This window comes from Flavobacterium sp. KBS0721 (genome assembly GCF_002007065.3).
In the GTDB taxonomy this organism is placed as follows: Bacteria; Bacteroidota; Bacteroidia; order Flavobacteriales; family Flavobacteriaceae; genus Flavobacterium; species Flavobacterium piscis.
This window is the reverse complement of the sequence record NZ_CP042170.1, coordinates 1,061,502-1,079,234: the sequence shown is the minus strand read 5'-3', so window position 1 is coordinate 1,079,234 and position 17,733 is coordinate 1,061,502. Positions and strand designations below refer to the sequence as shown.

The 17,733-nt window shown below is 36.0% G+C and carries 2 protein-coding genes; both read left to right on the top strand.

The window, feature by feature from the left end; translation table 11 throughout:
* Positions 1-58 precede the first annotated feature (58 nt).
* Entirely contained in the window at positions 59-16,639 is a 16,581-nt protein-coding gene (locus B0M43_RS04880) for a T9SS type B sorting domain-containing protein (RefSeq protein ID WP_123921774.1), read from the top strand.
* A 44-nt stretch (positions 16,640-16,683) separates the two neighbouring features.
* Complete coding sequence (locus B0M43_RS04875; protein WP_138874210.1) at positions 16,684-17,658, top strand: type IX secretion system membrane protein PorP/SprF; 975 nt, start codon at positions 16,684-16,686, stop codon at positions 17,656-17,658.
* The last annotated feature ends 75 nt before the right edge of the window (positions 17,659-17,733 follow it).

Below are 17,733 nucleotides of genomic sequence, written 5' to 3'. Positions count from 1 at the left end.
TTGTTTTATTCACTAATGCCCCTTAGAGGATAAGATGTAAGTAAACAAAAAAATGATTATGAGAAAACCTACTATTTTAAGAACGCTGATTTTTGTTTTAGCTATGTTGTTCAATTTTGCATCCTACTCGCAAAATGGAATTGCATTTAACTCCAAGTTTCCTAAAAACTTGAATGAGAATATATTCTTAAAAGCAAATAATCAGTTCGAGAATCCTTTTAGTTTAAATGCAACTGAAGCTGGATCGAAAAAAGAAAATGCTTTTGCACTTGATAATCCCGTAATTCCTTATGCAGAATTACCATATGCAGGACAAGTTACAAAATGTCCTAATGATGGTAAATTGCTGCCTAAATTATTTTTATGTGGCGGAAATGATGCGCGCCTTATTGATACAAAAATAACAGATGCGCAATCTATTATTTGGGAGAGATTTATTTCTGGAGGAAGTTGTATTACCGTTTCTAATAGCGATTGTGCAAACGAAAATGCTGCATCAACTTGTTGGAATCAGGTGGGTACCGGACAAGATTATCTGGCAAATTCAGCAGGACAATTTCGCGTTAAAATAATTGACAAAACTGGAACACCATATGTTTTTTATTTTAATGTGTATCAGAATACATTAATACCGACTGCTACTACAAAAAGCGATATTATTAGAAATAGTGCAGGAAATTGTCAAATTGACGGTAAAATTACTGTAGGAGGATTTGGAGCTGGCTATCAATATAGTTTTACAACAACTGGAAGTTCAGGAGCATGGCAAGACAGTAATGTTTTTACCACCAGTACAGCAGGTAATTATACTGCTTACATTAGAATAAAAGGTGTTGTAGGTTCATGTGAATTTAAAGTAATAAATCTTGATATAAAAAATGTAAATTTTGCTGTTACGACATCAATTGCGTCCCCAAAATGTAGTGGAGCGACGGGAGCTGTACAGGTAATTACAAATGACATTAAACAAGATTATACTTATACAATTTATAATGGCACTAATACAAATGTGGCCTATTTGAATCAGGTTGGCCCAACGTCTAGTCCAAATACTACTTTTAATGGTTTATTCCCTGGAACTTATACAATATTGACTTCTATAAAGGGTTCACCTTGTAAGTCTGAAAGTAATACTATTAACATAGCAGCTGCACCGAATCCAATAACTTCTGGAGCAAGTATTACAACAGCATTAGGAGCATGTAGTCCAGGTCAAATTACAATTACTAGATCAGGAGGAACTGCTCCATATAAATATTTCGTAAATACTAACGATGCGGGTTTTGCAGAGAACCCAACTAACATTATTGTAGTATCACAGCCAGGAAGTTATATCATTCGTGTAGAAGATGCGAATGGATGTACAGCTACGAATAATGTGACTGTAAATGTTCCTGCAGTAACTAAACCTATTTACACTATTAATAAGGTTGATGGGGATTGTTTGGGTAACGTAGGTAAAATTTCACTTAATGTCTCTAACAACAATACATACAATCTTGTGGAGTATAGTATTGATAATGGAGCAAACTTCTCTGCAAGTAATACTATATTTGATATTCCTAGTCCAGGAAGCTACAGGGTAATTGTTAGATATAGAAAAAACATTACAGGTACCGGAGCATACTGTACTGAACCTGCTGTTATAGTGACTGTAGGAGCTTCAATTGCTTTGACAGCATCAGCTGGTGTTGGTGAGTTGTCAGGTTGTGGTCCTGTTGGAAAAGAACTTTATGGACTGGTTAGAATTATAAATCCTCAAGGAGGAACTCCTCCTTATAAATACAGTTTTGACGATAAAAAGAACTGGGTGGATAACAACACTGAATACATGAATTATGGAGGACCTTACACGGTTTATATAAAAGATGCTTCAGGTTGTGAATATGCAATGGGAGATATCACTATTGATAAAAAACCGGACGCTCCTACAATTAAGGTTTTGGATCCAGTTTTTAATTGTGACGGATCGGCTACTACTACAGTAACAGTTACAAATAGTGGCAGCGGAGATCCAAAATACAGTTATGATTATTACATGGATGGTGTTTTAAATACATCTGTTCCAACAAATGTTTTCCTAAACGTAACACAGGGTGATCATACAGTAACAGTAAAATATAATGTACTAAAAGTTTCTACTTATAGTAATTTATTACAGGAAGATTTTGGAAAAGGAGGTTTTACAACTACTCCTGGAATTAATCCTGCTTATTGTTACGAAGATGAAGCTTTTACTCATCTTTTACCTGGATATGCATGTAATAGGGATGAATGGATTAATGATGGAGAATATGCAGTAGCCAGTAAAATTCGAACAAGATTTAGTAACTCCTGGATTGTTGCCAAAGACCATACTGTACCTAGAGATGAGCTTGGTCGATTCTTGGTTGTGAATGTTGGAGGAACAGCAGGTATAGGTGGAATTTTATATAGTAAACCTATTAAGGATGTTATTGAAAACCAAGATGTAATCATTTCTTTATGGGCGGAAAATTTAATTGTTAAAACTTCAACTACCCATGATGATCCAAAATTAACTATTCAGTTAGTAAATAACTTAAATGGAGTTGGTGGAACTGAGACAATTGTTGCAACCACAGATACTTCAAATCCTTGGGTTGTTCCTAAATCTGAAAAGTGGGAATATAAAGAGTTATTATTGAATCCGGGTGCCTATAAAAATTTGAGTTTTGTAATTCGTTCTTATAGTAATCAGTTCAATGGTAATGACGTACTTATAGATGATATTTGGGTTCGCCAAATACCAAAATCATGTAACACAGTTGCTGATTTTCCAATTATTGTTGATGGAAGTAAAGCTTTCTCTGCTGGTATAACAGGATACAAGGATATACAATGTAGTGGAGACCAAAATGGAGAAATTACATTATCAGCAAAGAATTTTGATCCTGTAAAAGGATTCCAATATTCTGTTGATGGAGCTGCATGGCAAACGGTAATACCCGTTCCAGCTGCAAACACTGGTAGTAAAACTTTAACCGGCTTAACTGGTAAAATTTACAACATAAGAATTCGTTATGATGGTTCAGCTAACAGCTGTACTTTTCCATTAGCGCAGGAAATTAAAGTGCCAAAAGCTTTAAAAGTTAAGGCTTCGGTTACTACGTTGTTAACTTGCGATTTTGGAGCAACTATTACTGCTGAAGCTTCAGAGGGTACACCCGGCTACCAATATGAATTAAGACAATCTGACGGTGTTACAGTAGTAAGACCATTTCAGGATTCAGGAGAGTTTCTCGATATTAAAATAGCAGGAAACTATAAAGTTATAGCAAGAGATTTAAATTCATGTCAGACAGCAGTTCTGGCATCTGTAGACGTTGTTGATCCAGTAGCGTCAACAATAAAATTTGATTCTTCAAACTTATGTTTTGATAATAGTGCTGACATTACAGTAAGAATTTCTGGAGGAGTAGGAAAGTATACTTATACAACTCAATTTAATGGAGGTACAGTAAGTGCTGCCAGCGCTCCTTTTGATGGCCCAACTTTTACATACACTGCGAATGCACCTGGTACTTATATTTTTGAAGTTAAAGACGCTAATGGTTGTTTCTCAAATAAGATTACTCAAATCATAAATGAGAAATTAACGACAGATACTAAGGTTACAACACCTCTGGATTGTGACCCTGTTCCAAATAACAGAGCTGTACTTACAGGAACAATTTCAGGAGGTATAGCACCATTTGTGGTAACTCGTACTGCTGGAAACAGTTCTGGTGCTTTAGTGCAGCCTACTATTACAGGAAATACTTTTACATATACAACGGCAGTTGCAGGAAATTATACTTTCCAGATTAAGGATGCAATTGGTTGTATTATTACAAGCGATGCTACTATTACTGATCTTAACCCTATTACTTTAGGATCTGATAATGTTAATCCAAAATGTAGTAGTTCTAATGATGGAACAATACTATTAAAACCAAGTGGAGGAGCAGGAGAATTTACTTATAGTAAAGACGGGATTACTTATAACAATACATCATTTTTTACAGGATTAAGTGCAGGAACACCTTATACTTATTATGTAAAAGATAAAAATAAATGTACACAAAGTATAACAGTTACTTTAGTTGCACCAGACCCAATTAGTGGTACTGCAACGATAACGACACCGTATACTTGTGATGGTGGTGCAACCATAACTGTAGGTGCTGTTGTTACAGGTGGGAATGGTATTTACGAATATACTTTAAACAGGAACGGAGTTGCATTAGTAACTAAAACTACAAAAGTTTTTGATAACATTACTGTAGCAGGAAATTACACCGTAACCATTACAGATAGTAATTCATGTACGTTTACAACTACACCAGCATTAACTATTGTAGCATTGAACGGTCCAAAAGAAATGACGATAAATAAATCGGCACTTACTTGTCCGACCAATAAAATAGATTTTTCTGTTACAGACGTAAAAGATGCTGCGGGAGTTATTTTAACAGGCCCGTTTAAATATGCTATTACGGCTCCGGCAGCAGCAGTGGCAAACAATACTACCGGAATCTTCAAAGATTTAGATCCTGGAGTTACTTATACATTTGAAGTTAAAGATGCTAAAAACTGTTCTTTTTCTTTAACAGACAGAGTAGAACCCTTGAAAGCTTTTACCGTTTCAAGTACAGTAGTAAGTGATGTAAATTGTTTAGGAGATTCAAAAGGTGAAGTTACTTTCACAGTTTCAGGTTTAGGAAATAACGTTAATTATACTTATCAAATTGATGGAGCTTTACCTGTTCAAACAGGAACATCTCCTTCATCAGGAACATTGTTTACTATTTCAGCACCAAACTTAAATGCTGGTTTACATCAAATTACAGTAACGAATGATGTAACAAAATGTTCTCAATCGGATACTGAAATTATTGCAGCTCCTGTAGCAGCATTGGCTTTAGATGCTACAGATCTTAAACATGTTACTTGTATTGCAAAAGGTTCTGCAACCATTAATGCAAAAGGAGGATGGGGAACTTATAGTTATACACTAACACCTACAGCGCCTTTAGGAACTGCAATAACCCAAAACACAAAAACATTTTCTAATTTAACAGCAGGTGATTATTCATTTACTGTAACAGATTTAAAAGGTTGTCAAATAACAGGAACATTTACAATTCAACCAGAAGTTTATCCAATTGCAGATATTGCTGCTTCTTCTGTTTATTGTGCAGGTGGAGCAGGAGCTACTTTAACAGTAACTCCAAATACACAAGCCAATTATACTTATAGTATTAATGGAGGCACAGCTAAAGGGAATGGAACTTTCACAGGATTAACACCTGGAAAATATACAATTAGAGTTACAGATACTTCTACAGGATGTTATATTGATTTAACAGAACAAACGATTGCTCAACCAATATCGGCTACAACTAAATTGTTGGCTGATTTGGATTGTGATGTTGCACCAGCTTCTCCAGATGCGAGAATTGAAGTAACAATTTCAGACGGATATCCTGATTTTAAATATAGACACAACACTACAGGTGCTCCTTTTACAGGTGCCTATACTGATGTTACCGCAGGATCAAGAATATTTAATTTTGATACCGGAGCAGCAGGAACTCATTATTTTGAAATTACAGATAAGAATAACTGTACTACTATTGTTTCAAGAGTTATTAATACTAAAGTATTCCCAAGTGCCGTTACCGTTCCAACAAACCCTACTTGTTTTAATGGAACTGATGGTGCTATCGAAGTAAATGCAAGTTTAGGTTTAGCACCATACACTTACGAAATTTCAACTACTTCTGCTACAACAGGATTTAGTACGATGACTTCAAACAAACAAACAGGTATTGGCGCAGGAACTTACTGGTTTAGAGTTACAGATGCTAAAAAATGCCAGGTTGTAGTATCAAGAACATTAAATAATCCTGCAGAATTAAGTGCTCACGCAGATATTACAACAGAATTAAAATGTGGAGCCGGAAATGCAGCACAATCTGCTACAATTACAGTTGTAATTGATAATCCGGGAACACCTTTTACAGGAACAAATAAATACAGATATGTGTATAATGGTGTATTGCCAGCCGTAACTTCAAATACTTACACTACCACTACACCAGGTGCAGTTACTATTGAAGTTTACGATGCAAATAACTGTCCTTTTTCATTTTCATCACCAATAATTAAGGCATTAAACCCGCCTACGAACATGACATTTACTCCACCGGCAGCAATTACTTGTGAGACGGGTCATGATAAAACGAATTTAACAGTTAAGGTAGATAATGGTGTTGCACCATTTAAATTTGAAATAACAAGTACTGATGCAGCAGTAGCTCCTGCTCCGGGAGTTCTGGTAGCAACAGGTGTTACTACACAAGATCATACATTTAATAATTTAGCACCGGGAACTTATAAATTTAAAGTTACCGATAGCAACAATTGTACAACTGTTGGTGAATATACAATTGACAAAGTATTGCCTGTAATTGTAAACGGTTCACTAGTTGCAAATGTAACTTGTAAAGGATCATCTGATGGTAAAATTACTTTTACGGTTTCAGGTAATTCAGGAACTTTCACTTATCAACTTAGAAATAGTGCAAATGCACTTATTCCTATTGGACAATCTACACAAACAGGAAATGTTATTGATTATATAGGATTGCCAGCAAGTATCTATACGATAACAATTACAAATCCAATAACTAAATGTACTGCTACAAAAGCGGTTGAAGTAAAAGAGCCAGCTTTACAGTTTGCATTTACTACACCAACAATAACACCAATTACTTGTTCTCCAAACAATGGAAAAGTAGTGATTAATACAGTAGGTGGTTGGGGTAATAACAGATACACCCTTACATTACCAGATGCTACAGTACTTGGACCACAGTCTAATGCTACATTTAGCAATTTAACTCAGTCTGGAACTTATGGTATTTCTGTTACCGATTTAAATGGAAACGGATGTACTATTTCAACAACATTTAACGTTGCTGCACCGGTTCAGCCTGATGCAAAGATCGATTTAATAGCTTCTGATTTATGTTACGATGCTGCTGGAAAAGCTACAATTGTTGTGACTCCTGCGGTTACTTCGCCATCTTACATGTATAATATTAATGATGGAACATATCAGGCGAGCGGAACTTTTAATAATTTAAATCCAGGAAGCTATGTTGTTAAGGTAAAAGATATGACTACAGGATGTATCTTAACATTAGCAGCACAAACTATTGAAACAGAATTAAAATTCAATGCTGCCTTAAATTTAGCAGCAGATTGTCTTGGTCAGGATGTTGAAATTAAAGGGACTGTCTCAGGTGGGAAAACACCATATACTTATACCGTAACGGTAAATGGAACTTTAGATCCCACAGTTAGGACAGTAACGGGTACTACGTTTTTATACACAGACGCAACTGCCACTACCGCAACAACAAATACAACTTATTTGTTTACTTTAAGTGATGCTTCTACTACTCATTGTAGTCTTACTTCGACAGTAATCGTACTTCCAAAAACAAATCCTGATTTTGCAGTCACTCCAAATTCAACTATTTTATGTAATGGAGAAGCGACAGGTTCTATAACAGTAGTAATTGATCCAAATAAAGGAGTAAGTCCTTATGTAATTGATGTTTTAAACACTACTACGGGAACTTCATATGGTACAAAAACTTCTGGTTTGCCAGCAGGAAATTATACAGTAAGAGTTACAGATGCTAAAGGATGTTTCCTTGACAAAACAAATATCCTAATTACAGACCCTCCTAAAGTTGACTTTACATTAGGGTTTACTCAAATTACTTGTGATCAGACAGGTACTTCTGGTACTTCTTTTGGTTCAGTATCTGTAGTAGGATTAACTGGAGGGACAGCAGGTTTCACTTATACATTAACTAGTAATACAAGTGCAACTCAAACCTTTACTCCACTTACAAATGAGAATCATACTTTTACGGTTTTGAATTTCGGAATCTATGAGTTAACGGTTTCAGATGCTAATGGTTGTTCTCTAACAAAAACGGTTAGTTTATCATCTCCTCCTGAGGATTTGATTATTAATGTTACTTCTGGAGTAGCTTCATGTACAACGGCAAGTGTTGTTGTCAGTGTGAATCCATTATTTACAGGAGGACCATACCATTTTGCAAGATATCCTATTGTTTCAGCATTTACGCCTCCATATTCTTATCCTTTAAACCCGGCAGGAACGTATCAGGATGCAGATTCTGCAACACCAACTAGTGCTCCTAACTTGTATTTACAATCGACATTTACAGGATTAAACCCTGGAGTTGTCTATTCATTTATTGTTTATGATGAAACGACAAAATGTTATTATTTCAAACAAGCAGAAGCACCAACATTAACATCATCTACATTAACTAGTGATGTAAAAGCAGCAAATGTAACTTGTACAGGTGCGGGTAACGGAAATGTTTCCTTTACAATCGGAAACCCGCAAGCAGCTACAACACAAATTAAATATGAAATTTATAATTCGCAGACCAACACACTTGTTACTCCTTTAGTTGGAGGAACACTTACGTTACCAACTACTACTGTAAACAATGTAGGTCCTCTGAACCCAGGTACTTATTATATTTTATTTACAGAACAAGATGGATTGGGAGCGACAGTTTGTTTAAATTCATCTAAAATGTTCACAATAACTCAATCTGTTATCCCATTGACATTCAATGCGAATGCGGTTAAAAAAGATAATTGTGGATCTGCAAAAGGTGTTATTGAAGCATTTGCACAAGGAGGAACTGTAAGAGCTGCAGATATCCCTAAAGGTATCACTGCTTTGCCTTATTTATATCAAATTTTTCCTGATACGGGAACAGTAGGAGTTATTGACGGTACTGATCATAATTCAGATCCTTTAATAGAGCCAACTTTCCCTGGAACATTTAATGTAGCAACTCATACTGCAAGTACTTTTAACAGAGACGCAGGTGATTATATCGTTTATGTAAGAGATGCAAATGGTTGTATTCAATATCGTTTTGTTAAAGTACAATTAGATCCTGCTCCTGTAATTACAGCTGTAGCAAATAATTTATGTGTTACAGAAGGTTCTTTTGTTATTGATGTTAATTTAACTACAGCAGGTATAGCGCCTCATTCTTATAGTCTGGATGGTGCGGCTCCTGTGCCAATGCCATCAGCATCATTCTCTATTCCAAATCTTTCTTCAGGAAACCATACTGTACAAGTAATAGATTTTAACGGATGTGGTAATACAGTAACCTTACCTCTTATTTCTGAGCCTCTAACTATTAAAGCAAGCTTTACAACGCCGCCTACGTGTGAGGATACAAATGGTGAAATTACTGCGGTAGTAACAGGAGGATTTACTCCAAATAATTTGGAGTATACTTTAGTTAAAAATTCATTACCTGCAATTCCAAATGTAGTACAGTCTAATAATCCTAAATTTGTAGGTCTGGCAGCTGGAAACTACACTATTACAGTTGCAGATTTAAATACACCTTGTTCAAGATCAACAACTGTAGATTTAATCCTTCCAACACTTATAGATTTGGTAGCAGCAGATATTTCGACTACTCCTGTAGATTGTAGTGCTGGACAAGGAACAGCCGATAATGGTACACTTACGGTTAATTTAAAACCCACAAATGACAATCCGGATTATACATTTATATTAACACCAGTTTTACCTGCCGGAGCTCCAATCACGCAACTTAATAATAATATATTTACTGGATTAAGTGCAGGAGATTATAGTGTTAGCGTTACTTCAGCAAGAGGTTGTGAAAAAACAGTACTTGCAAATGTACCGGCACCGCTTGCAGTAGTTGCAAGTGCAGATGCAGTACCTTTTAGTTGTGCTATTGACCCTGCTATAACAACCGTTGTGGTAACAGGTTTAGGCGGTACAGGAAGCTATACTTTCAGTAAAGACGGAATTAACTACGTTACTAGTAATAGTACCCCGCCAGATAACAAATATACATTCGAGATAGAGGATAATTTAGGAACTCAAAACCCAACATATTGGGTTATGGATTCTAATAACTGTTTAGATACATCACAGTTGACAACACCATTAGAGCCATTACCTAAATTAATCTCTGCAACAGCTACAAGATCAACTGTAGCGGGTTCACAAATTGATTGTATCAATGGTAGAGAGGTGATTCAGGTAACTGTTGTAGGAGGTTCAGTACCAACTAATTTAAAATATGAAGTATCTGTAAACGGAACTCTTTATGTAGCTGTTCCGGCTGCAACAAATACAACTTCTATTACTTATAATGCTGTAACAGCTGGTGCTACTTATCAGTTTAGAATTACTGATAATGTAACAGGCTGTGATATTTTATCAAATGTTTATGATGTTCCATTATTTGATGCTATCAATGTAACAGCGACCACTATTGCAGATGCACAGTGTAAATCTGCAACAAATGGAAGTATTCAAATTAATGTAGCAGGTTATTCAGGACCATATACTTATGCAGTTTATGATGGAGCAACTCCAGTAACCGGAGCTTCAGGAACTCATAATACGGCTACTTCTAATCCGTTTACAATTCCATTCGGATTAGGTGAAGGAACAAATTATACAGTAAGAATTGTAGAAACTGCTTATCCAAGATGTTCTACTACTTCAAATATTGTAATTATCAACGAGCCTGCAATTGCTTTAGCTTTGGATCCTTTAGATGTTACGCCACTAGGTTGTACAACTGACGGAGCTGTTAAAGTGACAACGCAAGGTGGATGGGGCAATAACGTATATACACTTACGCCTCCATCAGGTCCGGCAGTAACGAATAATGATGGAATATTTGGAAACCTAAGACTAGACGGTCTTTACGGAATATCTGTAAAAGATGCAAATGGTTGTACAGTTACAGACTCATTTAATTTAGTTATTCCAACTCCTCCAACTGCAACGATTGCTTCAACATCTGATTATTGTTATGATAACACAGATTTAGCAACTTTGGTTGTAACTCCTTCAGGAGGTGCAGGAGGTTATGAGTACAGTATTGATAACGGACAAAACTGGACAACTAACAACACATTTAGTAATCTTACTCCGGGTACTTATGATATTACTGTAAAAGATGCTTATGGTTGTGAAGTAGTTGTATCAAGCAACGAAATTAAACCTCAGCTTTTTGCTTCTGCAGAAAATGACAAAGATATTTTCTGTACCGGTACTGTTAACGGAAGTATTAAAATTTCTGCAGTAGGCGGTTATGGATCTTATAATTATACGGTTAATAAAGATGGCGCAGGAGCTTCTGCTCCAGTAGCTTTCCCGGCAGGTTTAGATACTGCATATTATAGTGTTCCTACCACAGGTGCAGGTAGCTATGAAATTGTAGTTTATGATGCAAGAAATTGTTCTTACGTGATTACAGAAAAAGTGATCATGGTAAACCCAACTCCGGTAGATTTATTAATATCTGATATTGCTATTACACCGGTAGATTGTAATGCGTCGCAGGGTATAAACAACAACGGAACTATTACTGTTAATTTAAGAGCAGTAAATAATAATCCTGATTATACCTATACTCTTACACCAACTTTACCAGCAGGTGCAGCTACGGTTCAGCCTAATAATAATGTATTTACTGGATTAACTCCGGGACAATATGATGTTACTGTTACTTCAGAAAGAGGTTGTGATGCAACTGTATCGATTACTATAGCAGATCCGGTAGTTGTAACGGCTTCGGCTTCGGCTATAGCATTTAGTTGTGCTGTTGACCCAACTAAAACAACAGCTGTTGTTCTAGGTGGCGGTGGTACCGGAACATATTATTTTAGTAAAGATGGTATTAATTATTCTGCAAGTAACAGTGTACCTGCAGATAATAAATACACATTTGAATTGTCTGATACTGGATTCGTTCAGGATCCTACATTCTATGTAAGAGATGCAAATGGTTGTGTTCAATCAACAAAACTGGCAACAGTATTAAATCCATTGCCTCAATTAATTTCTGCAACTGCGACAAGATCACTTGTACCGGGATCACAAATTGATTGTTTAAATGGTAAAGAAGATATTCAAATAGACGTTGTAGGTGGTTCAGTACCAAGTAACTTTAAATATGAAGTTTCTATAGATGGTAATGCTTATACGCTTCTTACAAATTCATTTGGAACTCCATTTACATATTCAGCCTTATTGGCTGGAAGTAATTATCAGTTTAAAATAACAGATAATGTAACAGGATGTGAAATTTTATCAAATGTTTACGAGGTTCCATTATTCAATATAGCAAAAGTAGTTGCAAGTCCGTCTGCCAATGTAGATTGTAACGGTAATGCTACAGGTGCAATTGAAATTAATATTGCAGATTATTCAGGACAATATACTTATCAGGTATTTAATGGTGCAACTGCAGTAACAGGAGCATCTGGAACTCATGATACGGCTACTTCTAATCCTTTTGTAATTCCTTTCGGATTTACTGCGGGTACTTATAGAGTAGAGGTTGTAGAATCAGCATATCCAAGTTGTACCATAACTTCAACAGATGTTGAAATTAAAGAACCAGCAGCTTTAAGTTTAGTTGGATTTAATCCAAAAGTTAAAAATCAAAACTGTACTAATCTTGCAGCAGTTATCACGATTGATCCTACGACAATTGTAGGCGGTTCAGGCGGATATATGTATACAGTTGTACCAACAACAGTACCACCAACAATTCCGGCTGTTGGAGATTATAAGCCATTTACAACTATAGAAATTGCTACAGCTAAAATTGCTCCGGCATTTGATTCTTATGATGTTTATGTACAGGATGGTAACTTATGTTATAGTTATGTTACGGTTCAGATTGCACGAGATCCTTTACCGGCTATTACTTCGGTAGTGGCAACAAAATGTGCATCACCTTATGAAATTACTGTAAGCGCTTCTGGATTTACAGCAGATTTGGAGTATAGTCTGGATGGAAACACTTGGCAGCTTAATAATAATATATTAAAAGTTACTTCACCAGGTGATTACAAAGTATATGTAAGAGATGCTAATTTATGTATTGTTGAAGCACCTGTAACTATTCTAAAACCATTACAATTAATATATGAACTTACAAATGCTCCAATCTGTAACGGAAACGAAGGAGTAGTAACATTAACGGCTTCAGGTGGTACACTAACACCAAGTTATGAATACAGTATAGATGGAACTCCTTTTGTAGCGTCTAATGTATTTACTGGTTTGGTTCCAAATACTTATACTTTTACCGTTAGAGATACAGGAACAAATTGTACAAAAGATGTAGTAGTTATAATCGAAACACCAAATACAGCTATTGATTTCAGTTTAATTCCAAGTCAGACAATTTGTAATGGAGGTAGTACAGGATCAATTACTGTAAATATGGCTGCTGCGACAACAACAGTAAATAACAATCCTGTTTATACGTACGGAATTAATCCAAGTCCTGTTGGAATGGTTTTAGTTGGTAATGTATTTACAAATCTGCCTGCTGGTCTTTACACAGTAACAGTGACTTCTGGAAAAGGATGTCCTGTTTCTCAAGACATAACAGTTGGAGAGCCATTGCCTATCTCAGTTCCAACTCCAGTTGTAGCAGAGTATGGATGTACAGTTGGAAATAAATCTAATAATGCCACAATTACAATAGGTTTACCAACAGGAGGATCTAATGTTTACACAGTATATGAATTCTTAAGAGATGGAAATCCAATTCCAGTTCAAAGAGGAGATAATCCTGTTTATACAGAAAGTGATTTATTAGGCGGTAGCTATGTAATTAATGTATACGATAGCAAAGGATGCTTAGGCACAAACACAGCAGTAATTAAACCATTTATTAGCATTGATTTTGCTAGTCTGTCTGCGATTACTGTAACAACACCAATTACTTGTACTAACGACGAAAGTATTCAGGTTAATGTTATCACTACAGGAACAACAACGCCAATGCCAGTATTGAGCTACAATGTAAAAGGCATAAGTGCAGGAAGTACTTATGATGTTACAAACAATGATGGTGCTTTCACAGGATTAACTATAGGAAATTATACAGTTACTGTAACCAATCCAGTTACTGGATGTGTTCTGTCAGTTATTCATTATGTAAACAATCCAAATACATTTGAATTGGTAGCAAGTACTGTTAATAATGTTAGTTGTTATGGTACTGCCACTGGTAGTGTCGATTTAACCTTAGTTGATAATCAAACAGATCCTTCAGATGATGCAGGAGCATTCAACTATATAGTTACAGGACCGATTAACCTTAGCGGAACAACAACAGGAGCAACATTAAATATTCCGAATTTAGTTCAGGGAGTTTATAATGTTAAAGCAACATTAGTGAATTCGCCTAACTGTGAAGTTGAAAGAAGTTTTACAATCGAACAACCACAGTCTGTATTAAAAATTGCAGAAATACACACGCCGATTACTTGTGATCCTGGTAATGACGGAACAATTACTGTAAGTGCTCAGGGTGGATGGACAGCAGGAGACTATCAATATGAATTGACAGGGCCAGTTAATGTAACATACTCTACTCAGTCATACTTCGAAAAATTAACAGCAGGAGTTTATACTGTACGTGTTAAGGATGTGAATGGTTGTGTGGATACAGTTACTGTAACACTTAAAGTTCCGGATGAAATTATGTTTACAGCTAATGCAACTGTAGGTGCTTTATTATGTAATGGAGATGCGACTGGAGAAATTACAGTAGGTCTTCCAACAGGAGGAGAGGAAAGTAATTATTCTTATATCTTAAATTATCTATCTAGTGATCCTCTTATTTCTAGCGACGCTCAAACTAGTCCTGTTTTCTCTGGTTTACCAGCAGGTAAATATTCAGTAACAGTGATTGACAGAATTAGTTGTAGTTCACAGCCTAGTGCTGAGATCGAAATAACTGAGCCATCAAAAGTGACGCCTACATTAGCTCTTGCAACAAGAGTAACTTGTAAAGCAGATGCAACAGTAACATTAGCTGCAACGGGTGGAGCAGGAGGACCATATGAATATAGTACCGATCAGTCTTTCACTACTATTGCGGGTTCATTTACTACATCAACAACATTTGCTGTAGGACTAGGAGATCACCAATACTATGTTAGAGATGTGAACGGATGTGTTGGAATTATTTCTAATAATATTACTATAAGTCCAATAACACCATTAAGTTTAGAGATTGATTTAACAGGTGCAGAAGTTTATTGTAAAGGAAGTTCAACAGCTGTTATTGATGCTGTGGCTAGTGGTGGTTTAGGAAACTATTCATATAAGCTATTAGATGGTTCAGGTAATGAAATCAGACCGGCACAACCAGAAGGTTATTTCGATTTACTTCCTAAAGGAGTTTACATTGTAAGTGTGGATAGCGGAGATTGTCAATATGATTCTGCTCCTATAACTATAGATGAACCGGCTGAATCATTATCAGTTATTCCTACTGTTACCGATGCTACTTGTTTTGCTGCTAATGATGGTAAAATTTCGATTGCTGCAACAGGAGGAACAGGAGTAATTAAGTATGCTATTTCGCCTAACTTAGGATTGTTTGATGACAAATTTGTATTTGATAGTTTAGCGCCGGGAACTTATCAGGTATTGGTTCAGGATGAAAATTCATGTTTCGAACTTTTAAATCTTGAAATTAAAGAACCAAATATTTTGGAAGCAAAAGTTGTTGGACCTATAATGCAGGAAGTTTGCGACGGAGATAAAGACGGAGAATTTAGTATAGAAATTACTGGAGGAACACCACCTTATACTGTAAGTCTGGATAACGAAAACGGAATCTATTCTCCAGTTAATGGTACACAACATGATTTCAAAAATCTTAAAGGTGGTACTCACAATGTTTATATTAAAGATGCAAGCTGTTTAATCAAAATTGAAGTGAATATGGATAAGGCAGTAATTCTTAACCCAACTACCGATATCAACTACGATTGCGTAAACAATTCACAATCAAACATGGTAACAGTTACAGTTGATGAAAGCAATACTGATCTTACACAAGTAGATTATGCGCTAGATAGTGATGTAGGTCCTTTCCAGCCAAGTAACATCTTTACAAATGTTGCTCCGGGAAGACACTTCATTGTGGCAAGACATACTAACGGATGTAAAGTGCCAACGGCTACTTTCGACATCAAAGCATACGATCCGTTAACACTTGTAGAAACTCCGGGTCAGCAAGAAATGAATATCATTTCAGTTACTGCCGGTGGTGGAGCTCCTGCTTATGAATACAGCTTCAACGGAGAGCCGTTTACATCTTCAAACAAATACAAAATCTACAAAACTGGAGATTATGTAGTTGTAGTAAGAGATAAAAACGGATGTACGGTAACAATTACAGTTCCTGGAACTTATATTGATGTTTGTTTAGATAATTACTTTACTCCTGCTGGTGCTACCAACACAACATGGGGTCCTGGTTGTACAAATATTTACAACAACCTTGAGTTCTCTATCTTCGACAGATACGGTCGTATAATTGCTAAGTATCACTACGGTCAAAAATGGGATGGTAGATACAACGGTGCCGATTTACCTTCAGGAGATTACTGGTATGTTCTTAAATTGAATGATGCGAAGGATGACAGAGAGTTTGTAGGACATTTCACTTTATACAGATAACAAAATAAGACCCCCTAATGATGTTGTCTAAAAAATTAATTACAATGAAAAAGTTTATTTTATCTTTAGTACTCATGGCTGTAACAACAAGTTACAGCCAAGAGTTAAACCTACCAGTATTTACACAATATTTAGCCGACAATCCCTTTGTTATTTCACCTGCATTTGCCGGTATTGGAGATAACCTTAGAATCAGGGCCAACGGTCTTACGCAATGGGTCGGTATTAAAGATGCACCACAAAACCAGTCGCTTTATGCAGATTTTAGAATTCTGGATCGTTCAGGAGTGGGTATCTCACTTTACAATGACAGAAACGGTTATACCCGCCAAACAGGAGCTAAAGTTTCCTTTGCGCACCACATTATTTTAGATTACTATTCAAAACAATATTTGTCTTTTGGACTTTCCTACAACTTCAATACATTTCGTATCGATACGGACGAGTTCAATACTACAATAGAGCATCCTGTTATAGATCCTTCTGTAACAGACAATCGTTATAACGCCAATAACAATTTTGATATTAGTGCCTTATACCGTAATAAAAGCTTCTATGTAAGTTTTAATGCCAATAACGTTTTAAAGAAAAACACAGACAAATACAGAGGAGTAGAACCTAACTTACTTTCAAATTATCAGGTATATACCGGATACGTTTTTAAAGACGGAGAAAACAGCCGTATCGAATACGAACCATCTGTTTACTACCAATACTTTGCAAGTGATGGACGTTCAACAACCGATTTTAATTTCAAGTACAGACGTTACAACCGCTACGAAGATTACTATTGGGTAGGAGTTTCATACCGTTTCCTAAACGATCAGTTCCCAAAACCATTATCAGTTGGACCAATGTTAGGTTTCATGAAATCTAAATTTTACTTCGGATATTCGTATCAGGTAATGTTCAACGATTTAGGAAACTATAATACCGGAACGCACTCTGTAACTATTGGTTTCGATTTCTTACAATCCATCAGTAACTGTCCTTGTACGCAAAGTCCGGTTCACGATTAAGGAGCATTTTCATCATTTTACTGGCAAATTTGTTTTTTTTCTTAACTTATAACGTTTTCGCTGTTATAGATAGGT

Excerpts from the sequence above, each read along its gene's own strand:
- B0M43_RS04880 (WP_123921774.1), top strand. The coding sequence starts at position 59 with ATGAGAAAACCTACTATTTTAAGAACGCTGATTTTTGTTTTAGCTATG.
- B0M43_RS04875 (WP_138874210.1), top strand. The coding sequence starts at position 16,684 with ATGAAAAAGTTTATTTTATCTTTAGTACTCATGGCTGTAACAACAAGT.